The sequence below is a fragment of the Mycobacterium ahvazicum genome (assembly GCF_900176255.2).
In the GTDB taxonomy this organism is placed as follows: Bacteria; Actinomycetota; Actinomycetes; order Mycobacteriales; family Mycobacteriaceae; genus Mycobacterium; species Mycobacterium ahvazicum.
Window position 1 is genome coordinate 442,609 of sequence record NZ_FXEG02000003.1, and the last position, 25,956, is coordinate 468,564.

Sequence of the window (25,956 nt, forward strand, 5' to 3'; positions counted from 1 at the left end):
GATCGCGCCGTGCCCGATTCGGCTGCGCCACGATCTCTTTCACGACGCGACGCCCTCAAGTACGCGTTGTCACCGGCGCTGCTGAGTCTGGCGCCGCTGGCAACGCCGTTCGGCGTGCGGCAGGCGTCAGCCGCCGACATCCAGCTGATCGACTTTGCGGAGAAAAGGATCGCACCCGAGGAGATCAAGGCGGCGGGGTACGCCGGCGTGATCAACTACGTCTCCGCGGAGCGGCCGGGAGCCCATTTCGAGGCCAAGCCCCTCACCCGCGAGTACGCGGACTCGTTGCGCGCCGCGGGCCTGCACATCGTCAGCAACTTCCAATACGGCAAGCCCGGATGGCCGGCGACTCCGTCGGATCTGACCCGCGGACACGACGGCGGTGTCGCGGACGCTCAAACGGCTCAGCAGCTGCATGCCGCGGCAGGGGGACCGAACTCGGCGCCGATCTTCTTCAGCGTCGACGACGATATCGACCAGAACACCTGGAATGGCCTTGCCGTCGAATGGTTTCGGGGAATCAACTCGGTCCTCGGCGTGGGCCGCACCGGTATCTACGGCCACTACAACGCGTGTGGGTGGGCTATCAGGGACGGGGTGATCGGCAACTCGTCCAGCGCGGGGCACCGCTGGGCGTGGCAAACCCGGTCATGGTCGCACGGCCAGCGCGAGCCGATGGCGGTGCTGTACCAAGCGGTCGTCAACAGCCCTTCGAACCCCGGCCCGCTGCTGGGCGGGATCAACGTCGATGTGGACGACGTCCTCGCGGCCGACTACGGACAGTGGGATCTCGGCCGCTGAGCCGTCCCTACATGCCCAGCGGCACCGAATTGTTGGTCGCCTGGGGCGTCGTCGAGGCGATGAAGTTCTCCAGGATGTCCGCCACGGCCACCGGCGCCTCGACGTGCGGGAAGTGCCCGACGCCTTCGAGTACCTCGAGACGGCTGCCATCCAGCGCGTCATGGGCGGCGTAGGCGTGCGCGACGGGAATGATCCGGTCCTGGTCGCCCCAGATCAACACCGTGGGCAAGCCGGCGGCGACGTGCAGCTTGTTGAGCGCGCTGACGGCCTGACCGCGGTAGTCCACGACGGAGCGCAAAGTACGCAGGAACGCCTGGCGGGTCCGCGCATCCGACAGTGAGCAGTACGCCTGCCACATCTCACCGGCTCGCGGCGCGCGGATGCCGGCCGAGGTCAGCCATGACCCCAGCTTGTTGCCAAGGTTCAACACCGGTCGCGGCGCCACGACGGGCAACAGCAACTCCGCACCGGGCGCGGACAGCATCCGCAGCACCGGACTGAGTTCCGGGCCGAGGCCGCCGCTGCCGATCAGCGCCAGGCGCTCGCAGTAGTCGCGGTGCTGATGGGTGAACTGCATCGCGATGCCGCCGCCGAGCGACTGCCCGACCACGGTGGCACGAGACACGCCGAGTTCGTCGAGCAGATCACGCAGCGAGACCGCGAATGCGCCCAGCGAGTAGTCGCCGCGCGGCTTTGCCGACTCGCCGTGACCCAGCAGGTCAGGCGCGATGACGCGGTATTTTTTGGCGAGCTGCGGGATGATCGCCCGCCAGGTGGCCGAGCTGCCCGCCATTCCGTGGATCAGCAGCAGCGCGTGGCCGTGGCCGGCTTCGCGGTAAGCGATCCGGTCGCCGTGAAGTTCGAGGTAGCTCAATTCGCTCATAATCAGACCGTTTGCCCCAGCCTTGGTGGTAGTTGGATACACCGGCGATTACCCAAGAATACGCAACTTACGCCTTCGTAGGTTACTGACGGGTAATAGTGTGGCAGGCCTCACTGCGGGCAAATGTCGGTCCGCCGCGCCCAGTCGTCGGCCCAGGCTTGGAGCGGTTTCAACGCCGCCATGAGTGACAGCCCTTGATCGGTGAGGTGGTAGCCGCCGCCGGAGTGATCCAGGATGTCCAGCGCCCGCAGTTCCTTGAGGCGGGCATTGAGGGAGCCGGGATTCATCTCGGACGCCGCCTGAAGGCCACGAAAGGTCAACGGACCGGAACGCAATTCCCACAAGATGCGCAGCGCGCCACGTCGGCCGAGGGCATCGAAGGCGACCATGATTGGCCGTCCGGTGGACGACCCCCGCACTGGCGACCCGAACCGCGGAGTGGACATGCTCCATATTTTGAAGCACCCGCGCGTAGAGTGCCAGCATGACTCGCTATAGAAATCGTAGCGCACGCATTGCGCCCGCCTCGCCGCCATTCCCAGCCGACATCCAGCAGGCCATCGACGCCATCATGCACGGCAGGCCGCCGCTGGTGCTCTTCACCACGTTGGCCCGCGACCACCGACTCTTCTTCAAATTCTTCAACTCCGGCCTGCTTGACCGCGGGCATCTGACGATTCGGCAGCGCGAGATCGTCATCGACAGGGTCACCGCGGCCTGCGGTGCCGAATACGAGTGGGGAGTGCACGTGACCACGTTCGCGGCCAAGGCGGGCCTGACCGAGGGCCAGATCGCGTCGCTGACGTCCGGGACACCCGAGGATGAGGGCTGGGAGGATGGCGATCGCGTCCTGATCCGCCTCTGCGACAGCCTGCACCGCAACTGCACCGTCGACGACGATTTGTGGGCGGAGCTGAGCAGCTACCACAGCGACGAGGCCATCTTGGAGCTGCTGATGCTCGCCGGCGCCTACCGGACGGTCAGCTATCTCGTGAATGCCCTGCGTCTGCCGCTCGAAGTCGGTGCCCGCGCCTTTCCAACGTAGCCGCCCATTTCGGGGTTGGAAATGACGACACCCCGCGAGCTGGGCGGCCCGCGGGGTGTCGCTTCGTGCTGACGATCAGGTCACTTCAGGTCGTACCGATCGTTGTTCATGACCTTGACCCACGCGGCGACGAAGTCCTCGACGAACTTGCCCGCGTTGTCGTCCTGGGCGTAAACCTCGACCAGCGCGCGCAGCACGGAGTTCGACCCGAACACCAGGTCGTTGGCGGTTGCGGTCCACTTCAGCGCCCCCGAGGCCCGATCGCGGCCCTCGTAGACGTTCTCCTGAGTCTCCGACGGCTTCCACGCCGTGCCCATGTCGAGCAGGTTGACGAAGAAGTCGTTGGTCAACGCGCCCGGCTTGTCGGTGAACACGCCGTGCTTGTTGCCGCCGTGGTTGGCACCAAGAGCCCGCAAGCCGCCGACGAGCACCGTCAACTCCGGACCGGTCACACCGAGCAGGTAGGCCCGCTCCAGCAGAAGCTGCTCCAGCGGGGCCTTCTCGCCCGGCCGGGCATAGTTGCGGAACCCGTCAGCACGCGGTTCGAGCACCGCGAACGACTCCACGTCGGTGTTCTCCTGGGTGGCGTCGGTGCGGCCCGGCGCGAAGTGCACCGCGATGTCGTACCCGGCCTCCTTGGCCGCCTTCTCGACCGCGGCGGAGCCGGCCAGCACGATGAGGTCAGCCAGTGAGATCTTCTTGCCGCCCGAGGCTGAGGCGTTGAAGTCCTGCTGGATCTTTTCCAGCACCGGCAACACCTGGCCCAGCTCTGAAGGCTCGTTGACTTCCCAATTCCGTTGCGGCTCAAGGCGAATACGCGCGCCATTGGCACCACCGCGCTTGTCGGTGTTGCGGTAGCTGCCGGCCGCCGCCCAGGCGGTCTTGACCAACTGGGGCACCGACAGGCCTGATTCGAGCACCTTCTTCTTCAGGCCGGCCACGTCCTTGTCGTCGACGAGCTTGTGGTCAACCTCCGGAACCGGGTCCTGCCACAACTGTGGCTCGGGAATCCAGGGGCCGAGGTAACGCGAGATCGGTCCCATGTCGCGGTGCAGCAGTTTGTACCAGGCCTTGGCGAACGCCTCGGCCAGTTCGTCGGGGTTCTTCAGCCACCGCTGGGTGATCTCGCGGTAGATCGGGTCCTCACGCAGCGAGACGTCGGTGACCAGCATCGTCGGCGCCCGGCCCGGCCCGCCGAATGGGTCGGGGATGGTGCCCGCGCCGGCGCCGTCCTTGGCCTGGTACTGCCACGCTCCGGCCGGGCTCTTCACCAGCTCCCACTCGTAGCCGTACAGCGTCTCCAGGAATGTGTTGTCCCACTTGGTCGGGGTGGGCGTCCAGACGACTTCCAGGCCACTGGTGATCGCGTCCTTGCCCACGCCGCTGCCGTAGGAGCTCTTCCAGCCCAAGCCCTGTTGTTCGATCGGGGCGGCCTCCGGCTCGGGGCCGACCAGGTCGGCGTCACCGGCGCCGTGGGTCTTGCCGAAGCTGTGGCCACCGACGATCAGCGCGGCCGTCTCTTCGTCGTTCATCGCCATCCGGCCGAAGGTCTCGCGGATGTCGATCGCCGCGGCGACCGGATCCGGCTTGCCCTCGGGCCCTTCGGGATTCACATAGATGAGACCCATCGTGGTGGCACCGTAGGGCTGCGCGAGGGCACGCTTGTCGGAGTAGCGCTTATTGGTGCCAAGCCACTCGTCCTCTTCACCGAACAGGATCTCTTCGGGCTCCCACACGTCTTCACGACCGAAGGCAAAACCAAAGGTCTTGAACCCCATGGATTCCAGAGCCACGTTGCCGGCCAGCAGCAGCAGGTCCGCCCACGAGATCTTGTTGCCGTGCTTCTTTTTGACCGGCCATAGCAGCCGGCGGGCCTTGTCCAGGCTTGCGTTGTCCGGCCAGCTGTTCAGCGGGGCGAAGCGCTGCATGCCCTGACCGCCACCACCGCGGCCGTCGAAGATGCGGTAGGTACCGGCGGCGTGCCAACTCATCCGGATGAAGAAGCCGCCGTAGTGGCCGTAGTCGGCGGGCCACCAGTCCTGAGAGGTGGTCAACACCGAGATCAGGTCAGCCTTGACCGCTTCGACGTCGAGCTTGGCGAACTCCTCGGCGTAGTCGAAGTCATCACCGAGCGGGTTGGCCTGAGGCGAGTGCGGGTGCAGCCTCGATACGTCGATCTGGTTGGGCCACCAGTCCTGGTTGGTCAGGGGAGCGTCGCCCTTGGGCTTGGGCGAGGGAATTGCCGGGTTCTCGCTTTCGCTCTTGCTGGACGTATCGGCGTCCGGCTGCGGCGGGCGACTCTCGGAGATATCTGATGACACAGCATTCCTTTCCAGTGGTGGGTGATTGGGCTGTGATCACGACCTGTGATCAGGAATCGGCGGTCGAACAGTCGGGGCACAGGCCCCAATAGATGACTTCGGCTTCGTCGAGCACGAAGCCGTCGAGAGCGTTGTCGTCGTCTGTTGGCGTCAGGCACGGGGCATCACCGACCGCGCAGTCGACGTCGGCGATCACCCCGCAGGATCGGCACACGACGTGGTGGTGGTTGTCGCCGACCCGGGATTCGTACCGAGCGACCAGCCCCGACGGCTGGATGCGCCGGACCAGGCCCACCGCCGTCAGGGCATTGAGCACGTCGTACACGGCTTGGCGTGAGACGTCGGGAAGACCGATCCGCACCGAGGAGAAGATCGTCTCGGTGTCGGCATGAGGATGGGCGTGCACCGCTTCCAGGACGGCGATCCTGGGCCGGGTCACACGCAGCTCGGCCGAACGCAGCCGCTCCGCGTAGTCCGACATTGACGACACACCGCCAATATGCCCCGCTTATCTGGATTCGGTCAAGAGTTTCTCGGGGCAACACCCCGTAAAAATTTGACGTCAGGAAGTCGGCTTGATGGCGCTGCCGTCACGCCACTGGTCCCAGCTCAGCGTCCAATCGCCGTTTTGAGTCAGCTGCAACGGTGGCCCTCCGGTGTTGCGGATCTCCACCACGTCCCCGGGTACGGAGAAGTCGTAGAACCATTTCGCATTGTCACCGTTGAGGTTCAGGCATCCGTGCGAGGTATCGGTGTGCCCCTGGGCCCATACCGTGGCGTCGAGCTGGTGCAGATAGATGCCGTCGATGCTGATTCGGGTCGCGTAGTTGATGGTCTCCCGATAACCGAGACGTGAGTTCTTCGGCAGCCCAAAGGTTGACGAGTCCATCACGACGGGGTTGCCCTTGTCGAGCACGGTGTAGGTGCCCGGTGGGGTCCACAGCGAAATTGTTTGCGCTCCGACCTTCTCCTCGCCACCCATTCCCATGGAGGTGGGCATCGTGCGGACCAGTGCCCCGTTGTCGAAGACGCTCACCGTTTTGGTGGCGTCATCGGCGATCGACACATGCGCGTCACCGATCCGGAACGACACCCGGGTGTCTTCCTGCCCGAATAGGCCGTCGCCCAAAGCGATTCCGTAAACCTTGGCTTCGGCGGTGACGGTAGTGCCAGGTGCGTAGTAGTGTTCCGGCCGCCAATGGGCGTGCTGCCCGTCGATCCAGTACCACGAGCCCGCAACCGCCGGGTTGGTCGTCACTTTCAGCTGACGCTCGGCAGCCGCGCGATCAGAGATCTTTTCGTCGAAGTGCGCGACCACGACAGTCCCGACGCCGTAGGTACCGCCGTCGCGCAGCGCAGCCTCGGAGGTGGTGGTGAACGAGACCTTTGTCTGATTCGACGGCCGCAGGGTGGAGAACGACGAAACCTGGTTCGCCACAACGCCACCCCGGCTGCGGCCGCTGGCATTGAGCGTGTAGGTACGTCCGTAGCCCAACGGGGCGGTCGGCTTCCAGACGGTGTTGTCCGGCGTCATCACTCCCGCGATGGACCTGCCGGCTTCATTGACCATGCGGACCTCGGTGAGCGTCCCGTTCTCGACCTTCACCTGCACCGGAGAAACCGGATCGACATCTCGCGCGTTGACACCCGGAGTAAACGAAATCGCCAGAGCATCAGTAGCTTTCGTAGTGCAGTTCGGGCATCGGGGTGAGGCGGCGATCTGGATCGTGGCGCAAAGTCCAACGACGACGAATACGCACAACAAGATCCGGTGCGCCGGTCGAAGCCGCCGCAAAAATTCGGCACCGTTCCTGGGGTTCATCTGGATGCGCATCCTTGGGGCTTACTCATCAGCCGGCTCGAGGTTGAACCCGCGCGGAAACAACGTTGCGTAACAAGTAGCCCCACCGGCGCGTCCTGAAACGTCTGCGAGAGATCATGGCGTGATGGCCGACGACGAACTCGACGCGCTGTATTCGGTGCGGCCCAGTGGGTTCACGGCCCAGCGCACCGAATTGTCCGCCGCCGCTCGGCGCCGAGGCGACGAGGCCGCCGCCAAACGGATCTCGGCCAGCCGCAAACCGACCACCGCGGCCTGGGTGGTCAATCAACTTGCGATCCGCGACAAGGACGTCGCGCGGCGCATTGCCGACCTGGGCGACAGGCTGCGTTCCGCGCATGCCGCGATGGATGGCCACCGCATCCGCGAGCTGTCCGGCGAGCAACACCGGCTGATCCAGGGCCTGGTTCGGTCCGCCTTTGACCAGGCCGGCGTCAGCGCGTCCGCCGCGGTGCGTGAGGACGTCACGAGCACACTGCAGGCCGCGATCGCCGATCCCGAGGTCAGGGCGCGACTGGGGCGACTGGACCGCCCCGAACAATGGTCGGGATTCGGTGCGTACGGCGATGACGCAGAACCGTCACCCGCCAAATCGCCCGAGAAGGGCCGCGAGAAAAGGGTTGACCGCCGACGGGAGGAACTCGCCGCGGCGGTCGCCACCGCCGAGCGCGAAAAGGCCGACGCCGACGACAAGCTGGCGCAGTCGAAATCCGAACGGCAGACGGCCCGCGAGCGTCGTGACGAGGTGCTTGCCGATCTCCGCCGGGCGGAACGCGAACTCGACCGCGCCGAAAAGAACTACGACAAAGCGCAACAAGCCAGCCACGATGCCGCCGAACTACTCCGCGAAGCGAAAGCGCACCTGCAGCGAAGCTAGCCACGACTCCGAGCCGCGGCCGCGTTTCCGGGTGGCAACGCCGGGTATCAGGCCTGCCATGACTTCTCTGTGGCTTGCCGATCGAACCCAACCGCCGTGGACTGCGAGCCAACTCGACGACGGGTCCCGCTCCGCCGACATCATCGTGGTGGGCGCCGGCATCACCGGTCTGATGACGGGTGTCCTGCTGGCCCGTGCCGGCAAAGAGGTGATGGTGGTGGAGGCGCGCAGCGTCGGCGCCTGCGCCACCGGAAACACCACCGCCAAGATCAGCCTGCTGCAGGGCACCCATCTGTCGAAGGCGTTGCCCCGGCACGGCAAGGAGCTGGCCCGCGCCTACGTGGAAGGCAACCGGGAGGGCCAGGATTGGATAGTCGAGCATTGCCGGTCGCGTGGCATCGCCGTGCAACGCGAGGACGCCTACACCTACGCCCAGTCCGCCAAGGGGGTGCCGTCGGCGCGTTTGGAACTGGAGGCGTGCCAGGCGGTTGGCCTGCCTGTCGAGTGGGCCGACGATGCCGACGTGCCGTTTCCGTACCACGGCGGGGTGCGGCTGCCCAACCAGGTGCAGTTCAATCCGATGGAGTTCCTGGACGCGTTGGCCGCCGAGCTGCTCGACCGCGGCGGACGACTGGTAGAGCACACCAGGGTCCGGCGGGTGTCGAGTCGCGGCGGCAAGGGGCATGTGCAGGTGAACGACGCCGCACAGCGCGACATCGAACTCGAGGCCGGGAAATTGATCCTCGCCACCGGGATCCCCATCCTCGATCGCGGCGGATATTTCGCGCGAGTGAAGCCCAGCCGGTCGTACTGCCTGGCGTTCAGGGTGCCCGGCGACATCACCCGCCCGATGATGATTTCCACCGACTCACCGACACGTTCGGTGCGGTACGCACCCGTCTCCGACGGGGAGCTGTTGATCGTCGGGGGCGCCGGACACACCGTGGGTCGCAAAAAGAGTCCGGCCAAGGCCCTCGACGAACTCTCGTCGTGGACACTCAAACACTTTCCGGGCGCCGAGCAGACTCATTTCTGGTCGGCACAGGATTACACGCCGATCGACCATCTGCCATACGTAGGCCCGATCCTGCCGAATAACGAATCCATCTATATCGCAACGGGTTTCAACAAGTGGGGCATGACCAACGGCGCCGCCGCGGCGCTGGCGCTGACCAGCCGCATTTTGGGCGGCCGGATGGACTGGGCGCGCGCGTTCGCCAGCTGGAGCCCGCACGAGCTGACCGGCCTGCCCACGGCCATACAGGCCAACCTCGAGGTGGGATTCGATTTGGCGAAAGGCTGGATCACCCCGGCTACTCGGATCGGCCGGCGCAGCCCCGGTCCCGACGAGGGCGGCGTGGTAAGCGGACTCCCATGGCAGTTGGAGGCCAGGAGCCGCGTCAACGGTACCGAACACCGCGTTTCGCCGGTCTGCCCCCACCTTGGCGGGATAGTGAATTGGAACGACGCCGACAAGGCCTGGGAGTGCCCGCTGCACGGGTCGCGATTCGCGCCGGACGGCACGCTGCTGGAAGGGCCCGCCACCAGAGACTTGACCGCATCGCATTGACACGGCTCGTCACACTGGCTCAACCCACTTTCCGGTATACGAGCCACCGCAATTCGATGGGGGAATCCTCCCGCTCGACATCGAAAATGTCTTGGCCACTGGCCCATCCGTCGAACCAGGCCGTGGGCGGCCAGGCGCCTTCCGGCAGATGGGCTTTCTCGTACTCGTATGCCGACTCGTCGGAAACGAGTTCAAGCGACAATCCGGCCGCGGCTTTGCTGACCTCGTCGCGGGTGAAGATCATGGTGTGGCATTGCTGCCCGAGTTGTCGGGCGGCGTCGTCGGGCGTGTAGCCCTCGCGCGGCAGAAACGCGTTGAACACCAAACATCCACCGGCGGCCAGACACTGCGCGGCCAGTTCGAACATGCCGCCCAACTCCTGTGGCGTCCGGAAGTCCGGGACCACCTCGGAGAACACCACCAGCTGAAAGTCGCCGCTAACGCCCTCCATCGCCACGAACACATCGCTTTGGATGACGTTGATATCAACCGAAATTCGTTTGGCTTCGGTACGAATGATGTCGGCGAATTTCCCGGCCAGCTCTACCGCGTCGACCGGGTGACCGCGCTTGGCCAGGGCGAGGGCATTTCGCCCCGTGCCGGCGCCAACGTCGAGTATCCGACAGGTGCTGGGATCGTCGGCTGCCATGGCGAGCGACCAGACACGAGCATCGGGTTCGGTGCCGAACAGCGACCCCTCGCGAGTGTCGACCCAGCTGTCGTAATCAGCCCCGATCGTCGCCCACTGAGGTTTGACGCGGTAATTCAGCGTCGTACCGAACGGTGAATTGAACTCTATGACGATGTTCGAACGAGACGAAGCCTTAAAGGCTTTCGCCAACTCGCCTTCCAGCACCGCTCTGAGCTGAACGGTCTCTTCGTCTGTGTACGGTATGCCCAATCCTGCGAAGACGGTCGTACACATTCTGACGTATTCGTCGAGCATGCCGGGAACGGCCGGTACATGGAGCCGCCCTTCCGACATCGTTCGTCGGTGTAACCGACGGGCCATCGCGTCGCGCAGCGTCGCCGGGTCGAAAGATCTGCGGTCGCGATCCTCCATCAGACTCTTGTACACGACCGAGTCGCTGGCTGCACAATGGGGCGCGGGATAGCCGGCGAGCCGATCGCGGCCGAGAAGGGGAGATGATGAGCGACGATGCGACCGCCCAGTTGGGTGCCGAGAAATTCGTGTCCTTGACGACGTTCAAGCGCAACGGCGATGCGGTCGCGTCGCCGATGTGGATCGTCGGCGACGGCGCACGGCTCTTGGTGTGGACGCCGGCAGACTCGTGGAAGGTCAAGCGGGTTCGACGCGATCCCCGGGTCACGCTGGCCGTGTGCGGTCGAACCGGCAAGGTCGCCTCCGGTCAGCCCGTCTTCTCCGGGACCGCCGAGGTGATCACCGACCCGGCGGCGGTCACGCGCGTCGAATCGCTCGTCAAACGCAAGTACGGCTTGGAGTTTCGCGTAGTGACCTTCATCGAAGCCCTCGTCGCCCGCGGCCGAAAGCCGCGGTTCGTCCTGCAGATCGCGCTGACGCCCGGCGGGTGATATCGGTTCTCTTCACCGGGCGCGTTCGCGGCTCCGCCGGTCAACCGCGGCGATGAGCCGTGTCGAGCTGATGGAAGATGGTCGCTATGCAGGTCGAGAGTGTGCGCCGCTATCCGGTGAAATCAATGCTTGGCGAGGACGTCGAGAGCTTGTTCGTAGACGAACGTGGCGCCGAGGGAGACCGGCGGCTCGCACTCGTGGACACCACGACGGGGCACGTGGCCAGCGCCAAACAGGCCCGGCTATGGCGCGACCTGCTGAAGTGCACTGCCATCGGGGATGTCGGTCACGTCAGCATCGGGCTGCCCGACGGTACAACGGTCGCCGCCGATGATCCGGACGCCAACGAGGTGCTCTCGAAGTTGTTGGGGCGCTCGGTCCGACTGGTCGGTAAGCGTCCGAACGGCGCGACGGTCGAGCGCCCGGACCCGGAAAAGCTACTCGAGCTCGGTTTGGACGCCGACGTCGCCGGCCGCATCTTGGAGATCGGGTTGGGCACGCCGGGGGATTCGTTTACCGACGATGCTCCGCTGCACGCGATCACCACCGCCACGTTGGACCACATCGGGGTGGAGGCCTTGCGTTACCGACCGAATCTCGTGATCGCGACACCGGCCGACTGGCCGCCATATGTCGAAAATGATTGGGTCGACCGCGAATTGGGCATCGGATCGGTGCGGCTGCGCGGCCTGGAACTCACCCCACGGTGTGTCGTGCCGACACTCGAGCACGGGCCACTGCCGAAGGCGCCGCAGGCACTGCGGACGCCCGCCGCCGAAAATCGTTTGCTAGCAGGCAGTTGCGGCGTGGCCGCCTGCGCGGGGATCTACTTCAAAGCCACGACTCCGGGGATCATCCGGGTAGGCGAGCAGGTCACCCTCGACCCGTAGGCGCCTAGTTGCCGAAGCTACTGGGGGGCGTGCGCACCACGGTGGCCGGCCCGGCGGGGCCCGCGTCGATCCGGCTGGCGGCAAAGGACGCGCCCTTGTCGATCATGGTGCCGTCGTCGGCGTAGGTGTTGTGAGCGGCGAAGTTCATACCGTCCGAGCACACCGGGTCCTCGTTCGCACACACCTTGATCGTCTTGGCTTGATAGGTCGGTCCGATGACGACCGGCGGCTCACCCAGGAAGTTCATGGCCCGCACGTTGGGCATACCGAAAAGCACCACCGCGGCGACGTGGTCGGCGATTTCGGGCGCCAGTGGCTTGGGCACGGTTGCCGGGTCGACACCTGCGGGCACCGCATCCGACGTCACGAAACCCATCACGGCCGCGCCTTGGGAAAATCCACTGAGCACCATCTTGGTCTTGGGGCAGCTGGCCGCCATCGACACGACGTGCGCGCCCGCGTCCCGGATGCCGTCGAGCCCGGTGTTCCACTCATTGCTGGCGGGGTAATTGACCGCGTAGACGTCGACCGACTTTCCACCCTCGCGTCCGCGCAGGTTGTCGATGAAGGCCTGCCCGGTCGCGCCGACCCCCTCGGGCTCGCCGGTACCGCGGGCGTACACCACCTGAACGTCGGGGCATGGCTCAGCGGACGAGGGGACGGGTGAAAAGAGGACAGAGGCACCAAGACTCGCAGTTGCTGCGGCCGCAGCACCCACCACGCGAATGACGTAACCGGCAATCATGTCCAAATAAATGCCCATCTCGGCCGATCACCAAACGAGTGATATTCCACACGCGTTCGCAGCAAACGCGCCGAGCTAAACTGCAGTGGCGTATCCGCCGTGCGAACAGCGCACAGCCGCAGTCGAATTCACGCCCCGAGGATGGAAGTAGTTAGCACCGGCCAGAACAGGGTGGAGTTATCGCGGGCTGTCGGCGTGAAGTCGGCTCAACGCCATTTGATGCCGCAGCCTATCGACGGCCGCTGATCCGCGTTGACCGGCCGTCCGGCCAGCACGGCGTCGACGGCTGCCCGGACGTCGGCGCCCGTTACCGGCAGGCCGTTTTTGGGGCGGGAGTCGTCGAGCTGGCCACGGTAGACGAGTCGGCGCTCACCGTCGAACACGAACGTGTCCGGCGTGCACGCCGCCGAGAAGGCGCGGGCAACGTCTTGCGTCTCGTCGTACAGGTACGGAAATGTCCAGCCGTGGCGGCGAGCCTCGGTGACCATCTCGTCGGGCCCGTCCTGCGGGTAGGTGACGACGTCGTTGCTGGAAATTCCCACCATTGCGACGCCTTGCTGGGCGAGGTCTCTGCCCAGAGCGGCCAGCCCCGCAGCAACATGCTTGACGTACGGGCAGTGGTTGCAGATGAAGGTGACGACCAGCGCCGGACCGGTGAGCTCGTCGAGGCTGACCAGGGCACCCGTTGCGGGGTCGGGCAACGTGAACGGCGGCGCGGGCGTGCCGAGGGCGAGCATTGTCGACTCGATTGCCATGCCCGCCAGACTAGTCCGTCGCGCCCCGGCGACCGCCACCGATCGCGGGTGCGGAAGGCTGCATCTCGTGTGGCCAGAGTTAGCGGCGTTGCAATCCGGGGTACCAGTCCGAAACATGGGGTGGGTGATCTCGCACGCCGTCGCGATCTTCTGCGGTTTACTCGCCGCGTTTTGGGCAGCAGTCGGCATCGTCGTTCGACAACGCGTCGCCCAAAGCGTGCCGACTGACGGGGACCAGTCCCGACCCACGGTGACGAGCGTGGTTCGCCAGCCGTTGTGGTGGGCCGGGATTCTCGCCGCCATCGCCGGCTACGTGTTTCAGGCCCTGGCCCTGGCCAACGGATCCCTGCTGCTGGTGCAGCCGCTGTTGGTGTCGTCGCTGCTGTTTGCCCTGCCGCTCAGCGCGCGGCTTTGCCATCAGCACATCACCGGAGCCGAGTGGGCTTGGGCGATTGTGTTGACCGTGGCGCTGGCGGCGTTCGTGCTCGTCGGTCAGCCCCGCGAGGGCCATCACCGTTCGCCGATCCCGTCCTGGACGATGGCGGTGATGCTCACCGCGCCGCTGGTCATCGTGTGTCTCGTCGCGGCCCGGCGCACCCACGGCCGGACCCGCGCGATGCTGCTGGCGGTCACGGTGGCGGTCCTGCTGGGCATGGTGGCCGTGCTGACGAAGATCTGCACGCACCGCTACGCCATCGGCGGATGGCACGGACTTCTGACCGTGCCGGCCCCGTACCTGTTGGTCGTGCTGGCAGTGGCGGTCACCATGGTGCAGAGCTCGGCATTTCACGCCGGCGCGTTACAGGCCTCGGTGCCGCTGATGCTGGTGGGGGAGCCTGTCGTCGCGGTGCTGCTCGGAGTCATCGTGCTCGGCGAACATCTAGCGGTGCGTGGCTCGGCAGCGATCGGCCTGCTCGTCGCCGTCGTCGCGATGGTGGCATCTACCGTCGCGCTGGCACGCGACCAGGCACCCGGTGTGAGCCATCCGGCCGCCAAAGATGTTGGCACACCGCATGCTAACGAAGACGATGTCATCATCACGTAGGCCGTGCTATCGCGGTTGCTTGACGGCCGCCCGCTCGAGGAAATCGACAGCGCGCGCAAGGCTTTCGTCAGCCGTGCTCATCAGCGAGGCAACTTCGCGGGCCCGAGCCGCGCGTTCAGGGGTGAGGATGCCCTGCAGGTCGGCCACCACCGAGTCCAGGGTGCTTTCCATAAAGGCCCGTCCGGAGCCAACTTTCAGTTGTTTGACCCCTTCCGCCCAGACTGGCTGATCGAGCCAGAACCACAGGATCAAGGTGGGCATTCCGGCCCGAAGCCCGGCGGCCGTGGCCCCGGCGCCGCCGTGGTGGACGACGGCGCGGCACCGCGGAAAGACGACGGCGTGGTTTACCGCGGCCACCACCTTCACGTGCTCGACGTCCGGGAGGCCGGCGACGTCGTTCGGGCCCGTGCAAATCAGCGCCCGCTCGCCGACCCGCGCGCAGGCCTCGGTGATCACGGCGACGGTCTCCATGGGCGAGGCAAGCGGCGTACTGCCGAAGCCGAAGTAGATGGGCGGCGTGCTGTCGGCGATCCAGGAGAGCACCTCGTCGTCGGAATCGGCGGACAGTCCCAGCGTCAGCGCGCCGACGAACAGCGCCGGCACCTCCGAGTCCAGCCATTCGGCGACCGTCCCCGGCAAGCAGATCTCGTCATATGCCTGGAGCTCTACAGTCGGCCGGGCCGCATCCCCGGCGACCTCCGACAAGCCGAGCGCGTGGCGCTGCGCGTCGTCGGTCTGCTTGGTGATCTGCGGACCGAATTCGCCGGACGCCAAAATCCGGGCCGGGAAATAGTGCAGCGCGCCGAGCGGAATGCCGTGATACTCCGCGACATTGGCGGCCAGGCCCTGCTCGTTGAAGGCCGCGACCAGCAGGTCGGCTCCGTCTGCCAATGCCGCCAGCGCCGCACTCTTCTCGGCCTTGATCTCGTTGACATGCTGGGCAATGTCGGCCCACATCGTGACCGGGTTCGAGATCTTGCCGACGAAGGCCGCGGCGAAGTCCATCTGTTCCCGCGTGTCCCTGCCATACGCGACCGCGGCCAGCCCCGCGGATTCGACGAAGGGCACCATATTGGGCGCGACAGCCATCTGCACCTCGTGACCACGTCGCATCAGCTCCCGGCCGACAGCAGCCAGCGGCTCGACATCGCCACGACTCCCATAACCGGCCAGCACGCATTTCATCGGCGTAACCTCACTCGCGGCGCTGCGCGACGGCCCGGTTAACGGATCTTGTTGGCAGCGAAGGTCGCGGCCTGATTGGTCATCCCCAACTGGATATACGAGACGTGCGCCATGATGTTGCCGCCCGCCGAGCAGATCGGGTCGTCTTGCGCGCACAGGCTGATGGTTTTGCCGCTGTAGATCGGATTGATGGTCGGCAGCGGTTGACCGCCCCACAGCGCGCTGGAGAACTGGCTGGTCGGTTCGCCGAACAAGGCGACCGCGGCGACATGGTCGGCGACCGTGGGCGGCATCGCCTGAGTGGCGAGGTCGATCACCGTCGATCCCTGGGAGTATCCACCGAGCACGATCTTCGTCTTGGGGCAGCTGGCTACGGTGCCCTGGATGTGCCCGCTTGCGTCATCGGCGCCGGCCGGAGCACTGGCGTGGTAGTCGTCGTTGGCCGGGTAGTTGACCGCGTAGACCCCGACGGACTTCCCGGCGAGCTGCGACGTCAGGGAGTCGGTGAATGCTTGACCGATGTTCCCGAGGCCGGGCTCCTGGTGCGTGCCTCGAGCGAACACCACCTCGACGTCAGAGCAGGGATCGGCCGACGCGATAGGTGAAATCGGCGCACCAACCAGCGCCCACATCATCGCTGCAGCGACGCCGACAATTCGAACAAGCCTGAGTGCACTCATTCTCAAATGCTGACATACCGACCGAGACGGCCGTACCGGCGGCTCGCTTTACCCGGGTGCGGAGGAGCTGAGGGGCCACCTATAAAAAATGAGGTACTTGCCGCTGGGAAGGAACTGCATGTTCGCTCAGTTTGAGCGTAGGTAACCCGGCGACGCCGTAACGATCCACCTTGGGTGTCGAAAGGCTAGGAAGCGTGACCGACCCGACGAGCGGAGCCAAGAACGCCACAGCGTCCGCCAAGCATCCGGTACGGATCGGCGTTCAGCTGTGGGCTGGCGGAACGCCCGACTACCGGACGTGGCGGCAGGCGGTGCTGCATGCCGAGGAGCTCGGTGCTGACGCCATCTTCGGCTACGACCACTTTCATAAGCCGTTTGTCGACATCGTCGACGGCACTCCGCAGCTCCAGGATGAGCAGCCCGAGGTCAACAACTTCGAAGCGTGGACGGCCCTGGCGTCCTGGGGTGAGATCACCAGCCGCGCCGAAATCGGCCTGCTGGTCAGCGGGATGCCGTATCGGAACCCCGACCTGGTTGCGGATATGGCACGCACCGTCGATCACATCAGCGGAGGGCGCTTGATCCTGGGGCTCGGGGCCGGCTGGTATCCGCAGGATTTCATCGCGTACGGCTACGAGTACGGCACGGTGCGATCGAGGATGGATCAGTTCGACGAAGGCTTGCAGCGCATCGAGTATCGGCTCAACCATTTGACTCCCAGCCCGTTGCGCCAGATCCCGATCCTGATCGGCGGAGGCGGTGAGCGGCGCACCATTCCCGCCGCCGCACGGCACGCCCACATCTGGCACAGCTTCGAGCCCATCGAGGAATTCCGTCGCAAGAACGATCTCCTCAAACGGCTCGCCACCCAGGCCGGCCGCGACGAAGCCGGCATCGAACGTGCGATGGCGTGGACCGATGCCAAGACCGCCGACGCCTTCCTCGACGAGGGCGTCACACTGTTCACCACTGAAATCCATCCCGACGACAACGGGTACGACTTCGCGGAGCTGGAGACGATGCTCGCCTGGCGCGATCGGTAATCGATGGCAGCCCGAGGGCTGCGGACCGGGCGCATCAGTGGAAGTATCACGGGCGTGGCCGATAAGAAACCGCAAACGATCTCTTACCCGGCGCCGGAATCGCGTCCGCGCCGCCACGACTACGACCCGCTGGACCCCCACGTCATCGTGCTGTTCGGCGCCACGGGGGACCTGGCCAAGCGCAAGCTGATCTCGGGCCTGGCCTACCTGGACCAGTCCGAGCTGGCACCCGATATCCAGGTCGTCGCGACGTCGCTCGAAGAGATGTCGGACGACGAGTTCCGGGATCTCGCAAAGAACGCGATCGACTCGTACGGGACCCACAAGCTCACCCCCGAGCAGTGGGCCGACTTCTCGAAGATCGTGCGCTACGTCCCACAGAGTGCCGGACCCGAGGCACTGGCCGCCGCGGTCGCCGAGGCCGAGGCAAACCTGGGCCCGAAGGTACGGCGACTGCATTACCTGTCCGTCCCGCCGAAAGCGGCACGCGACGTCATCGTCATGCTGCGCGACGCGAATCTCGTCGAGCGCTCCCGGGTGGTGATGGAAAAGCCGTTCGGCACCAACCTGGAAAGCGCGGTAGCCCTCAACGACTTCCTGCACGACACGTTCGATGAATCACAGATCTTTCGCATCGACCACTTCCTGGGCAAAGAGGCGGCGCAAAACATCCTCGCTTTCCGCTTCGCCAACGGACTGTTCGAGCCGATCTGGAACCGCAACTTCATCGACCACATCCAGATCGACATTCCAGAAACCCTGGGTCTTGACCAGCGGGCGAATTTCTACGAAAGCACCGGCGCCTACAAAGACATGGTCGTCACGCACTTGTTCCAAGTGATGGCATTCGTGGTGATGGAGCCGCCAACCGCCCTCGAGCCGTATGCCATCAGCGAAGAGAAGAACAAGGTGTTCCGCTCGATGCTGCCGGTGAAGACCTCCGACGTGGTGCGCGGCCAATACAACGGGTATCGCGAGGAGCCCGCGGTGGCAAACGATTCCGACACTGAGACGTTCATCGCGCTCAAGGTCGGCATCGACAATTGGCGCTGGGCCGGCGTACCGATCTACCTACGCACCGGCAAGAAGATGGCCGAAGGCATCCGCATCATCTCGATCGCCTTCAAAGAAGCCCCGCGCAGCATGTTCCCGCCGGGATCGGGAGTGGGCACTCAGGGTCCCGATCACCTCACGTTCGATCTGGCTGACAACTCCAAGGTTTCGCTGTCCTTCTACGGCAAGCGGCCCGGACCCGGGATGAAGTTGGACAAGTTGTCGATGCAGTTCTCCTCGAGGGAGATCGACACTGCCGACCAGACACTGGAAGCTTACGAGCGGCTCATTCTCGACGCGATGCGCGGTGACCACACACTGTTCACCACTGCCGAGGGCATCGAATCACTATGGGAGCGTTCGAAAGAACTGCTCAACGACCCGCCACCGGCCAAAGTGTATCCGCCCGGGACCTGGGGCCCCAACGCGATTCACCAGTTGATCGCCCCCAATGCGTGGCGGTTGCCGTTCGAGCGGGGCTGGCGCGAAGCCAGGACCTAGCGGGGCGAGTGTCACAGCACCATCCACGACAGGACCGACGTTTGCAGTCCTGACAGCACGCAGATGAATACCAAGAACACCGCGCTCCACAGGACCACGCGGCGGAAGATATCGCCTTCCTTCCCATGCATTTCCACCGCCGCCGCGGCAATGGCGAGGTTCTGCGGCGAGATCATCTTGCCCAGCACCCCGCCGGAGCTGTTGCCGGCGGCCATCAGCAATGGCGAGAGCCCCGCCTTGGCCGCCGCCGTCACCTGGAGGGCACCGAATAGGGAGTTCGACGAGGTATCCGACCCGGTGACCGCCACGCCGAGCCAGCCCAGAATGGGGGAGAGCAGTGCGAAAGCGCCACCCGCCCCGGCCATCCATGTCCCCAAAGTAATGGTCTGTCCGGAGGCGTTCATCACGAAAGCCAGTGCCAACACCGCCATTACGGTCAGGATCGCCCAGCGAAGCTGATACAGCGTTGCCCCGTAAGCCTTGATCGCGCCGGCCGCCGACAGACGCAGCACCGACATCGCGATGATGCCCGCGACGAGCATCTGGGTGCCGGGCGTGGTCAGCAGGTTGAAGGTGAAGTTCGGAAGCGTCGATGGGCTGCCCTTGGCAGTGAGCAGGTGCAGTCCCGGCCAATGCACGGTGTAGGTCGCGTAGTCGAGATACTGCTTCACGATTGGGATCTGGCAGAGCACGAAAATCGCAATGATGATCGCGTACGGCGCGTAGGCGCGAACCACCTCGGCGCGCGACTCGGGTCGCCCGGGGCTCTCGGCGAACTCCGGGGTCAGCGACTCCGCGGGACCCCCCACCACCACCGCGGTACGCGGTGCCGTTTGCACACGCAGGACCCGCAGCAGTAGCACCACGGTACCGGCGGACAGCAGCGAGGCCACCACGTCGGCCAGCGGCACCGACACGTAGTTCGAGGTGGCGAATTGGCCGACGCCGAAAACGACGCCCGCGGTCAGCGCAACGGGCCAGGTGTCCCGAATCCCGCGCCGGCCGTCGACGATTGCGACCAGAGCCAGCGGGACGAAGACGGCAAGTATGGGCGTTTGACACCCGACCATCGCGCCCAGCGTGTCACTCGACAACCCGGATACCTTGCCGAGAACGATGATGGGTGTGGCCATCGCCCCGTAGGCGACCGGTGCGGTGTTGGCGACCAGCGCCAGCACGGCGGCCTTGAGCGGTTTGAAGCCCAGCGCCAGCAGCATCACCGAGGTGACCGCCACGGGCGCACCGAATCCGGCCAGGGCTTCGAGCAGCGCGCCGAATGAAAACGCGATGATGATCGCCTGGATGCGATGGTCGTCGCTGATGCCGGCGAAGCTGCGTCGCAGCACATCGAAATGTCCTGTCTGCACTGTCATCTGATACACCCAGATCGCGTTGATCACGATCCAGAGGATCGGGAAGAACCCGAAGACGGCGCCCTCGCCGCTGGCGAGCAGCACCTGGCCAATTGGCATGCGGTACAAGGAAACTGCGATCGCCATCGCGACGGCCAGCGAGATCAGTGAAGCCATCCACGCCCGCAGTCGCAAAACACCGAGCAATACAAAGAGCATCGCCAGCGGCGAGGCCGCCACGAGTGAACTCAAACCCAGAGAGTGAGCAAGGGGATCGAGGATCTGACGATACATATTGGCACCTTATGAATCACCGACGACGCTGTGCCGCCGATCAATGCGCTGACAACCACTAATGTCCGAAGAAGATTTAGAGGTTGTTAAATCAATCAATTTATTTAGGCGTAGAGTCTCCACCAGCTTCCACGCCGGCAGCCCGCCGGCCGCAATCGATGAGACCGGCGAACCGCAAAGGAAGAAACATGTCACAAGGTGCTGCCGCAAAGAACGACACCGAGCAGCTGGTGCTCGACTTCATCCACGCCTTCTACGGGCAGACCATCGACATCGACGCGGCAATTGGTCTGGTGGCGGAGGACTTCCAGTGGCAACTGCATGTGCCGCTCTCGCCCGTGATCGCCGGACGCGACGCGGCCCGCGCGGAGCTGGAGAAGCACAACGGCCTTTCGACGGGCATGATCGAGGGCAGCGAAATCCGCACGATCGTGTCGACGGGTGACACGGTTGTAGTCGAACGAATTGACGTGAATTCACTGGGCGGCGGCGAGCCGGTCACGTTCTATGTCGTCGCGATCTTCGAAGTCCACGACGGCGCGATCACCCACTGGCGTGAATACTGGGACACGAGCCACGTCGCAAAACAGATCGGCATCGAAGCGGCCCACATGTTCGACGCCCTGGCTTAGTCGGCGGGCAAATCCCGTGAGCGCTTGTTGGCGTACATGTGCTGGTCCGCGAGCCGCATGAGATCCTGCTCCCCGGAAGCGATCCCGGCACTGAAGCCGACCGGCTCGCCGAGCTCCGCCCAGCGATGACGGAGCCGATCGACGACCTGCTCGGCCTCGGCGCGGTCGTTGCCCACGAGCAGCAGCAGGAATTCGTCGCCACCGATGCGGAAGGCGATGTCCTCAATACGGACCGACGATCGGATCGCGTCGGCGAAGGCGATCAAGACGTCGTCGCCGGCCTCATGGCCGTAAGCGTCGTTGTAGCTCTTGAAGTTATCGAGATCGATAAGGGCCACGGCCGAACTATCGGCGTGCGTCGATAACTGCGCTGCGAGCGTGCTCCGGTCGAACAATTGGGTTAGCGCGTCGGTCTGCGCGATCTTGCGGAGCAGTGCGCTTTGCTCCTCGAGTTGTGCGATCAGCCACGCCGGGACCTCCGCGACGATCACCCACATTGCGGCGGCCAACACCACGGTGGTCAACGAACCGGGGAGGGCCTTGCTGCCGCCGACAACGAAGGCCGCCACGCCGAGTGGCACGAAGGCGAGCGAGCGCCAGCGCGCGCAGGTGAGACCGATGTAGCCGAAGGTGACGGTGACGATGCCGGGAAGGTTCTGGGTCGCACCGGGCTCGACGGCTCCGACCAGAACCGTCCCGAGCAATGACGCCACCGGCCAGCCGAACAACAGTGCGCGCCGCTCTTGCCAGCCTCGCCACCGGCCGAGGACCGCGACGAGCACCGCAGCGACCGCGCAGCCGCCGAGAACCCACAAGAACCCGGGGCTGAATCCAGCACGGTAGATGTACCCCGCCGCGGCATAAAGGGAGAGCATCACCAAGAACGCGGTCAGGCCGATCGCATGCCAAACCCTCGTGGTCGGTCGGGGTTCGGTACGCCATGGCACTTGCACAGAATAAGCACACGTAGGACAGCCTTCGCTGCCGGTAATGAACGGCTGTATAACAGCGGGGCTCGCCGGCGAATACCTGACCAACACCTGCTCGATGTGCCGAAGGGCGGGGCGTGGGCAAATAATGTTGGCGCGACAGACGAACGACCTCGAGTTGACCGAAAACCATTCCCGTAGAGGGCCTTTCAACGCCGGGATCGCTGAGGGCGCGTGTCTCGTGTGGAGCCTTCAGTTACGAACGGTTAAGACGTTCCTGCCCCAGCCGGCACGATGAGGAGTTCAAGGATGAATCCCGCTATACGGTCGCAGCTGCGTGATTCGCTGCGCCGGCAGGCATCGGCACAGCGGTGGAATCAGCTGCTGGCCGAACACGGCACCCCACTGTTGGTACTCGATCTGCAGCGAGTGGTGACGCAGTACCGACTCCTGAGCACTCACTTGCGCGAATTCGCATTGCATTACGCGGTAAAGGCACTGCCGCACCCGGCGGTCGTGACCGCCCTGGCTGATTGTGGCGGCGGCTTTGAGGTTGCGAGCAGCGGCGAAATCGACGTGCTTCGCAGCTTGGGACTGCCGATGAATCGCTGCATTCACAGTCATCCGATCAAGAAGCCTTCTGACATTGACTACGCCTACCGGGCCGGCATCCGCACGTTCGTCGTAGACAATCCACTGGAGGCCCAGAAATTCATTGGCCGGCCGAGCGACATCGAGGTCCTGGTACGGCTGTCGTTCCCCAATCCGTCTGCCAAATACGATCTTTCGAGCAAATTCGGCGTGACTCCCGGGCAAGCGGAGTTGGTGGTCGAGCAGCTGATGTTCGCTGGAGTCGGATTTGCCGGCTTCAGCTTCCATATCGGTAGCCAGGCGACATCGGCCGAGCCGTACCGGGCTGCCGTGCGGGCAACGCTTGAACTTGTCGACCGCATTCGGCGGACATTGGGCGCCGACACCCGGATTATCAACATCGGCGGCGGGTTTCCGGTCACCTACCGCGAACCCATCCCGTCGATTGATGCGATCTCTTCGGCCGTCGACGACGCGTTCGGAGCACGCCGCTCGGAGTTCATCCTGCTGGCCGAACCGGGGCGGTTCCTGGTGGGCGACTGCATGACGCTGCTTACCAGTGTCGTCGGCACGTCAGCGCGGGAGGGTCAACTGTGGCACTACCTCGACGACGGTGTGTACGGAAGCTACTCAAATGTGGCGGCTGACGTCGAACCGCCGATTCTTGCCCTCCGCGAACTCGACGGACACAGATCGATGCCGTACCAACCCGTCACCCTGGGCGGTCCGACGTGCGACAGCATCGACGTGGTGGCTCGTGACTACCCAATGCCGCAGCTGGCAGTGGGAGACGTGGTCGTCAGCCCGCTGATGGGTGCTTACACGATGGTCTCGGCATCGAGATTCAACGGCATCCCGGCCACTCCCGTCGTGGTGGCGCGGCAAGGGGCCAATGAGGTCGAACCCATTGCGGGCAGCGTCTATTGCCCGGGAAGGCGTTGACGCCATCACGAGCGCGGCCACCAAGACAGCAACGCACGCCTTGAATGTATTCGTCTGGGCTCACGCCACGCTCGCATCATCGCTACCGCAATCGAAAGAGGTTGCAGCACTTAGTGATAACGCCTCATTGGCAGCGCTTCGACGAATCTGCTCGAAGCCGGGATCAACGTCGTGTACGCGGTAGCAACCATGGACCGGTTATGGCGAACCTAAAGCTGTTGGACAGCAGTGCTTTACGATCCGCTACCAAAGGCCAGCAGCCCGCGCGCTGGGTTTCGCGCGACAGGAGTTACGGCACAGCGCTTTTCAAATCTAGTGCCGACGGCTCAGCCGGCGGCGGAAAGAATCTTGATCGCGAAGATCAGCGAATCGCCCGGCCGGATGCCCGCGCTGGGCTGGCCTTCCGGATAACCATCCGCGGGGACCATCGCTACGGCGACCGTGGAACCGACCTTCTGACCGGCGATGGCCTTCTGAAAGCCGGGCACCACGCCGGTAAGCGGGAAGTCGACCGGGGCACCCCGGTCGAAGCTGCTGTCGAACACGGACCCGTCGCGTCCGTTGACCCCCATGTAGCAGACGGACACCTTGGCAGTCGGTGACACCACGGGCCCGTCTGCGACATGCAGCGCGTGTACCTGCGTCTGGTTCACGCTGAACGGCGCCGTGACGGTCACCCGGGGTGCGGTCGTATCCGTGGGTCCAACGACGGCGATGCTGCCGGTGGTCCCTGACAGCGTCCAGTCGGGTGTGCCACCTGCCGGTGGCGCCGCGGTGGGGCACGAGGCCGCCGCGATTGCCGTTCCCGATCCAGCGAACATCGGAACGACTGCCGCGCAGGCCGCGAACACGATCGAGGAGTACACCCGGAGAGACTTCACCGGCGTCACGCTACAGCTACGTGCTTTCCCGACATCGCCGGACCCGCGGTGCACCGCTCTGCCCGACGCGGTTGCCGGCCCCCTTCGTCGGGTGGTTGCCATTTGACGAGTCACTGCGCGGGCAATTCGCTATTCTCCATATCTGCGCTGCTTTGCACGCACTGGCGCCCTTGCTTACGGGAAAAGAACGGAAGGGAAGCAAATGCCTTCACCTCGCTGGCTTGCTGGACTCGCGATCCCCATGATGGCTGGCGCTGCAATGGTGACGAGCGCGGCGACTGCCAATGCCGTTACCCCACAAGACGAGGCGTACCTCAATCAGTTGCGCGCCGTGGGCCTGACGTGGCCGCCGCAGACGGAAGAGGCACTCATCGGGGAGGCGCACCTCATCTGCTACGACCTCACCTGGGGTTGGACGCCACAACAGATTGCCGATGAAGTACACGCACACTTGGACAAGCGCAGCGTGACGCTGCCGGATGTCGGAACGATGGTCAACGCCGCACACTCGGTGTACTGCCCCGGCAATGTGTGCGACGCCCCGTCGCTTTGCACCTGACCAGCTGAACGGGCCCACGATCGTTCGCGGTCATCACACGATCGGCCGCCACGCACCGAGGACAGCGGATCGGTACCAGCCCTGCCGATTTCGAATCTGGACTCCGATCACGTTCTGGGCACTCACACGGCTGTCGATGATGTGTTGGTCGTCGATGTAAATGACCACGTGGGAGGCTTGACTCTCAGTTCCATTGGGATGCAGATAAATTAGGTCTCCCGGCACAAAGCTGCCATCTTTGGGGATACGAGTGCCCATCGGGCCCGCCTTGCCGTCGTATTGCTGGTGGACATCGCCGTTGAACTTGATGCCCAAACCGTAGTTGTAGACCCACGCAGTGAAATTGGAACAGTCCAAGCCTCGCCCGGGGCTCCAGGCAATCTCATTCGGGCTGTCGGTGTCCGGATTCTCCTCGGCAGCACCGGCATGGGTCGAGGCCGGCGGGTCCCAGCCGGGAATGTGATGGTGGCGGTATTGCAGCCCCAGCGCATTGTCGGGGGCGTAGATGTAGCGCATCGCCGTAGCCAGGATCCGTTCCCGCTTCCACGTGCCGGCATCACAACCCGCCCCCGACGGGATGGACGGCGGCGGCAACGCGTCCGCTGCCGGTCCCCAGCCCTGATTCAAGTAATGGCCCTCGGCACCCGTGCGGTACCAGTCCGACGTCGGAACAGGGCTTTGCGGCAGCGCGTCACGGCTACCGAAATCCGCCGTCAACGAGTCTCGGGTGCACGAGAAAGGGTAGGCCTCAGCGGTATCGCCCCGCGAGATTCCGGCCGGGGCGCCGGCGAGAACCGAACCGGCTACGCAGACGGCGAACAGCATCGGGATAGGAAGCTTCATTCGACGGGTCAACGGACTCCCTGCTCAGTCAAATGATCGGCGCTGACGAAGCAATATTAGGAGGGCACAACGGATGAGCACCCGCTTCCCGCCGCCTCAGGACGACGGGTTGACCTCTATACCGGGGCGCGGTTCGATGATGAAT

The 25,956-nt window shown here is 64.8% G+C and carries 26 protein-coding genes; 12 read left to right on the forward strand and 14 right to left on the reverse strand.

What is annotated here, in order from left to right; translation table 11 throughout:
• The first annotated feature begins 9 nt into the window (after window positions 1-9).
• Window positions 10-801 carry a DUF1906 domain-containing protein gene (locus MAAFP003_RS14765; protein WP_096288057.1) on the forward strand — a complete coding sequence of 264 codons (792 nt, stop codon included), beginning with the start codon at window positions 10-12 and terminating at the stop codon, window positions 799-801.
• Window positions 802-808: 7 nt separating this feature from the next.
• Here the strand turns inward: MAAFP003_RS14765 and MAAFP003_RS14770 are convergent, their stop codons facing one another.
• Both MAAFP003_RS14770 and MAAFP003_RS14775 read right to left on the reverse strand, forming a co-directional pair.
• Window positions 809-1,684: an alpha/beta fold hydrolase gene (locus tag MAAFP003_RS14770; RefSeq protein WP_096288059.1), complete on the reverse strand. Its 876-nt coding sequence runs from the start codon at window positions 1,682-1,684 to the stop codon at window positions 809-811.
• Between the two features lie 110 nt (window positions 1,685-1,794).
• Window positions 1,795-2,130: a winged helix-turn-helix transcriptional regulator gene (locus tag MAAFP003_RS14775; protein ID WP_096288061.1), complete on the reverse strand. Its 336-nt coding sequence runs from the start codon at window positions 2,128-2,130 to the stop codon at window positions 1,795-1,797.
• Between the two features lie 38 nt (window positions 2,131-2,168).
• On the opposite strand from MAAFP003_RS14775, the gene MAAFP003_RS14780 reads away from it, so the two are divergent.
• Window positions 2,169-2,729, forward strand: coding sequence for a carboxymuconolactone decarboxylase family protein (locus tag MAAFP003_RS14780; protein ID WP_096288063.1), 561 nt, complete (start codon window positions 2,169-2,171; stop codon window positions 2,727-2,729).
• 80 nt (window positions 2,730-2,809) lie between these two features.
• Here the strand turns inward: MAAFP003_RS14780 and katG are convergent, their stop codons facing one another.
• From katG to MAAFP003_RS14795, 3 genes are all read right to left on the reverse strand, one after another.
• Entirely contained in the window at window positions 2,810-5,050 is a 2,241-nt protein-coding gene (gene katG, locus MAAFP003_RS14785; RefSeq protein ID WP_096288065.1) for a catalase/peroxidase HPI, read from the reverse strand.
• Between the two features lie 49 nt (window positions 5,051-5,099).
• Window positions 5,100-5,540 (reverse strand): Fur family transcriptional regulator, encoded by a 441-nt coding sequence (locus MAAFP003_RS14790; RefSeq protein ID WP_103175410.1) that lies wholly within the window; start codon window positions 5,538-5,540, stop codon window positions 5,100-5,102.
• A gap of 72 nt (window positions 5,541-5,612) precedes the next feature.
• Window positions 5,613-6,872, reverse strand: coding sequence for a L,D-transpeptidase (locus MAAFP003_RS14795; RefSeq protein ID WP_096291165.1), 1,260 nt, complete (start codon window positions 6,870-6,872; stop codon window positions 5,613-5,615).
• 124 nt (window positions 6,873-6,996) lie between these two features.
• On the opposite strand from MAAFP003_RS14795, the gene MAAFP003_RS14800 reads away from it, so the two are divergent.
• Together MAAFP003_RS14800 and MAAFP003_RS14805 are read left to right on the forward strand one after the other, a co-directional pair.
• The gene (locus tag MAAFP003_RS14800; RefSeq protein WP_096288069.1) at window positions 6,997-7,767 is read left to right on the forward strand and encodes an ATP synthase subunit B family protein; all 771 of its coding nucleotides are present in this window, start codon (window positions 6,997-6,999) and stop codon (window positions 7,765-7,767) included.
• A 58-nt stretch (window positions 7,768-7,825) separates the two neighbouring features.
• Window positions 7,826-9,337, forward strand: a complete 1,512-nt coding sequence (locus MAAFP003_RS14805) for an FAD-dependent oxidoreductase (RefSeq protein WP_096288071.1) — start codon at window positions 7,826-7,828, stop codon at window positions 9,335-9,337.
• 19 nt (window positions 9,338-9,356) lie between these two features.
• Here MAAFP003_RS14805 and MAAFP003_RS14810 read toward each other — a convergent pair whose 3' ends face one another.
• Window positions 9,357-10,400 (reverse strand): class I SAM-dependent methyltransferase, encoded by a 1,044-nt coding sequence (locus MAAFP003_RS14810; RefSeq protein ID WP_096288073.1) that lies wholly within the window; start codon window positions 10,398-10,400, stop codon window positions 9,357-9,359.
• An 86-nt stretch (window positions 10,401-10,486) separates the two neighbouring features.
• On the opposite strand from MAAFP003_RS14810, the gene MAAFP003_RS14815 reads away from it, so the two are divergent.
• Together MAAFP003_RS14815 and MAAFP003_RS14820 are read left to right on the forward strand one after the other, a co-directional pair.
• Window positions 10,487-10,891, forward strand: coding sequence for a PPOX class F420-dependent oxidoreductase (locus tag MAAFP003_RS14815; RefSeq protein WP_096291166.1), 405 nt, complete (start codon window positions 10,487-10,489; stop codon window positions 10,889-10,891).
• 77 nt (window positions 10,892-10,968) lie between these two features.
• Window positions 10,969-11,781 (forward strand): MOSC domain-containing protein, encoded by an 813-nt coding sequence (locus MAAFP003_RS14820; protein WP_243394048.1) that lies wholly within the window; start codon window positions 10,969-10,971, stop codon window positions 11,779-11,781.
• Window positions 11,782-11,785: 4 nt separating this feature from the next.
• Here MAAFP003_RS14820 and MAAFP003_RS14825 read toward each other — a convergent pair whose 3' ends face one another.
• Both MAAFP003_RS14825 and MAAFP003_RS14830 read right to left on the reverse strand, forming a co-directional pair.
• The gene (locus MAAFP003_RS14825; protein ID WP_096288077.1) at window positions 11,786-12,544 is read right to left on the reverse strand and encodes a cutinase family protein; all 759 of its coding nucleotides are present in this window, start codon (window positions 12,542-12,544) and stop codon (window positions 11,786-11,788) included.
• A gap of 188 nt (window positions 12,545-12,732) precedes the next feature.
• Window positions 12,733-13,281 carry a thioredoxin family protein gene (locus MAAFP003_RS14830; RefSeq protein WP_096288079.1) on the reverse strand — a complete coding sequence of 183 codons (549 nt, stop codon included), beginning with the start codon at window positions 13,279-13,281 and terminating at the stop codon, window positions 12,733-12,735.
• 115 nt (window positions 13,282-13,396) lie between these two features.
• Here MAAFP003_RS14830 and MAAFP003_RS14835 point away from each other — a divergent pair, with 115 nt between their 5' ends.
• On the forward strand, window positions 13,397-14,326 hold the full coding sequence (locus MAAFP003_RS14835) for a DMT family transporter (RefSeq protein WP_165796409.1): 930 nt from the start codon (window positions 13,397-13,399) through the stop codon (window positions 14,324-14,326).
• Window positions 14,327-14,332: 6 nt separating this feature from the next.
• Here MAAFP003_RS14835 and MAAFP003_RS14840 read toward each other — a convergent pair whose 3' ends face one another.
• Window positions 14,333-15,511, reverse strand: a complete 1,179-nt coding sequence (locus tag MAAFP003_RS14840) for a nucleotide disphospho-sugar-binding domain-containing protein (RefSeq protein ID WP_096288081.1) — start codon at window positions 15,509-15,511, stop codon at window positions 14,333-14,335.
• Between the two features lie 38 nt (window positions 15,512-15,549).
• Window positions 15,550-16,191: a cutinase family protein gene (locus MAAFP003_RS14845; RefSeq protein WP_096288083.1), complete on the reverse strand. Its 642-nt coding sequence runs from the start codon at window positions 16,189-16,191 to the stop codon at window positions 15,550-15,552.
• Window positions 16,192-16,385: 194 nt separating this feature from the next.
• On the opposite strand from MAAFP003_RS14845, the gene MAAFP003_RS14850 reads away from it, so the two are divergent.
• Both MAAFP003_RS14850 and zwf read left to right on the forward strand, forming a co-directional pair.
• Entirely contained in the window at window positions 16,386-17,234 is an 849-nt protein-coding gene (locus MAAFP003_RS14850; protein WP_096288084.1) for an LLM class F420-dependent oxidoreductase, read from the forward strand.
• A gap of 54 nt (window positions 17,235-17,288) precedes the next feature.
• Window positions 17,289-18,788, forward strand: a complete 1,500-nt coding sequence (gene zwf, locus MAAFP003_RS14855; protein ID WP_096288086.1) for a glucose-6-phosphate dehydrogenase — start codon at window positions 17,289-17,291, stop codon at window positions 18,786-18,788.
• An 11-nt stretch (window positions 18,789-18,799) separates the two neighbouring features.
• On the opposite strand, the gene MAAFP003_RS14860 is transcribed toward zwf, so the two are convergent.
• Window positions 18,800-20,434, reverse strand: a complete 1,635-nt coding sequence (locus MAAFP003_RS14860; protein ID WP_096288088.1) for an L-lactate permease — start codon at window positions 20,432-20,434, stop codon at window positions 18,800-18,802.
• Window positions 20,435-20,622: 188 nt separating this feature from the next.
• Between MAAFP003_RS14860 and MAAFP003_RS14865 the strand changes: the two genes are divergently transcribed.
• Complete coding sequence (locus MAAFP003_RS14865) at window positions 20,623-21,066, forward strand: limonene-1,2-epoxide hydrolase family protein (RefSeq protein ID WP_096288090.1); 444 nt, start codon at window positions 20,623-20,625, stop codon at window positions 21,064-21,066.
• Here MAAFP003_RS14865 and MAAFP003_RS14870 read toward each other — a convergent pair.
• The gene (locus MAAFP003_RS14870) at window positions 21,063-22,013 is read right to left on the reverse strand and encodes a GGDEF domain-containing protein (protein WP_243394050.1); all 951 of its coding nucleotides are present in this window, start codon (window positions 22,011-22,013) and stop codon (window positions 21,063-21,065) included. The genes MAAFP003_RS14865 and MAAFP003_RS14870 overlap by 4 nt on opposite strands.
• Before the next feature lie 291 nt (window positions 22,014-22,304).
• On the opposite strand from MAAFP003_RS14870, the gene MAAFP003_RS14875 reads away from it, so the two are divergent.
• Complete coding sequence (locus MAAFP003_RS14875) at window positions 22,305-23,528, forward strand: type III PLP-dependent enzyme (protein ID WP_096288092.1); 1,224 nt, start codon at window positions 22,305-22,307, stop codon at window positions 23,526-23,528.
• A gap of 326 nt (window positions 23,529-23,854) precedes the next feature.
• On the opposite strand, the gene MAAFP003_RS14880 is transcribed toward MAAFP003_RS14875, so the two are convergent.
• Window positions 23,855-24,418 carry an FKBP-type peptidyl-prolyl cis-trans isomerase gene (locus tag MAAFP003_RS14880; protein WP_096288094.1) on the reverse strand — a complete coding sequence of 188 codons (564 nt, stop codon included), beginning with the start codon at window positions 24,416-24,418 and terminating at the stop codon, window positions 23,855-23,857.
• Between the two features lie 235 nt (window positions 24,419-24,653).
• Here MAAFP003_RS14880 and MAAFP003_RS14885 point away from each other — a divergent pair, with 235 nt between their 5' ends.
• A complete protein-coding gene (locus MAAFP003_RS14885; RefSeq protein WP_243394052.1) occupies window positions 24,654-24,968 on the forward strand; it encodes a DUF732 domain-containing protein in 315 nt (104 codons plus the stop codon).
• Between the two features lie 33 nt (window positions 24,969-25,001).
• Here the strand turns inward: MAAFP003_RS14885 and MAAFP003_RS14890 are convergent, their stop codons facing one another.
• Window positions 25,002-25,823 (reverse strand): NlpC/P60 family protein, encoded by an 822-nt coding sequence (locus MAAFP003_RS14890; protein ID WP_133160861.1) that lies wholly within the window; start codon window positions 25,821-25,823, stop codon window positions 25,002-25,004.
• Window positions 25,824-25,956 lie beyond the last annotated feature (133 nt).

Excerpts from the sequence above, each read along its gene's own strand:
- MAAFP003_RS14775 (WP_096288061.1), bottom strand. The coding sequence starts at position 2,130 with ATGTCCACTCCGCGGTTCGGGTCGCCAGTGCGGGGGTCGTCCACCGGA.
- MAAFP003_RS14815 (WP_096291166.1), top strand. The coding sequence starts at position 10,487 with ATGAGCGACGATGCGACCGCCCAGTTGGGTGCCGAGAAATTCGTGTCC.
- MAAFP003_RS14830 (WP_096288079.1), bottom strand. The coding sequence starts at position 13,281 with ATGGCAATCGAGTCGACAATGCTCGCCCTCGGCACGCCCGCGCCGCCG.
- MAAFP003_RS14770 (WP_096288059.1), bottom strand. The coding sequence starts at position 1,684 with ATGAGCGAATTGAGCTACCTCGAACTTCACGGCGACCGGATCGCTTAC.
- MAAFP003_RS14885 (WP_243394052.1), top strand. The coding sequence starts at position 24,654 with ATGGCTGGCGCTGCAATGGTGACGAGCGCGGCGACTGCCAATGCCGTT.
- MAAFP003_RS14840 (WP_096288081.1), bottom strand. The coding sequence starts at position 15,511 with ATGAAATGCGTGCTGGCCGGTTATGGGAGTCGTGGCGATGTCGAGCCG.
- MAAFP003_RS14835 (WP_165796409.1), top strand. The coding sequence starts at position 13,397 with ATGGGGTGGGTGATCTCGCACGCCGTCGCGATCTTCTGCGGTTTACTC.
- MAAFP003_RS14860 (WP_096288088.1), bottom strand. The coding sequence starts at position 20,434 with ATGTATCGTCAGATCCTCGATCCCCTTGCTCACTCTCTGGGTTTGAGT.
- MAAFP003_RS14800 (WP_096288069.1), top strand. The coding sequence starts at position 6,997 with ATGGCCGACGACGAACTCGACGCGCTGTATTCGGTGCGGCCCAGTGGG.
- MAAFP003_RS14845 (WP_096288083.1), bottom strand. The coding sequence starts at position 16,191 with ATGAGTGCACTCAGGCTTGTTCGAATTGTCGGCGTCGCTGCAGCGATG.
- MAAFP003_RS14810 (WP_096288073.1), bottom strand. The coding sequence starts at position 10,400 with ATGGAGGATCGCGACCGCAGATCTTTCGACCCGGCGACGCTGCGCGAC.
- MAAFP003_RS14825 (WP_096288077.1), bottom strand. The coding sequence starts at position 12,544 with ATGGGCATTTATTTGGACATGATTGCCGGTTACGTCATTCGCGTGGTG.
- MAAFP003_RS14820 (WP_243394048.1), top strand. The coding sequence starts at position 10,969 with ATGGTCGCTATGCAGGTCGAGAGTGTGCGCCGCTATCCGGTGAAATCA.
- MAAFP003_RS14780 (WP_096288063.1), top strand. The coding sequence starts at position 2,169 with ATGACTCGCTATAGAAATCGTAGCGCACGCATTGCGCCCGCCTCGCCG.
- MAAFP003_RS14795 (WP_096291165.1), bottom strand. The coding sequence starts at position 6,872 with ATGAACCCCAGGAACGGTGCCGAATTTTTGCGGCGGCTTCGACCGGCG.
- MAAFP003_RS14865 (WP_096288090.1), top strand. The coding sequence starts at position 20,623 with ATGTCACAAGGTGCTGCCGCAAAGAACGACACCGAGCAGCTGGTGCTC.
- MAAFP003_RS14805 (WP_096288071.1), top strand. The coding sequence starts at position 7,826 with ATGACTTCTCTGTGGCTTGCCGATCGAACCCAACCGCCGTGGACTGCG.
- MAAFP003_RS14875 (WP_096288092.1), top strand. The coding sequence starts at position 22,305 with ATGAATCCCGCTATACGGTCGCAGCTGCGTGATTCGCTGCGCCGGCAG.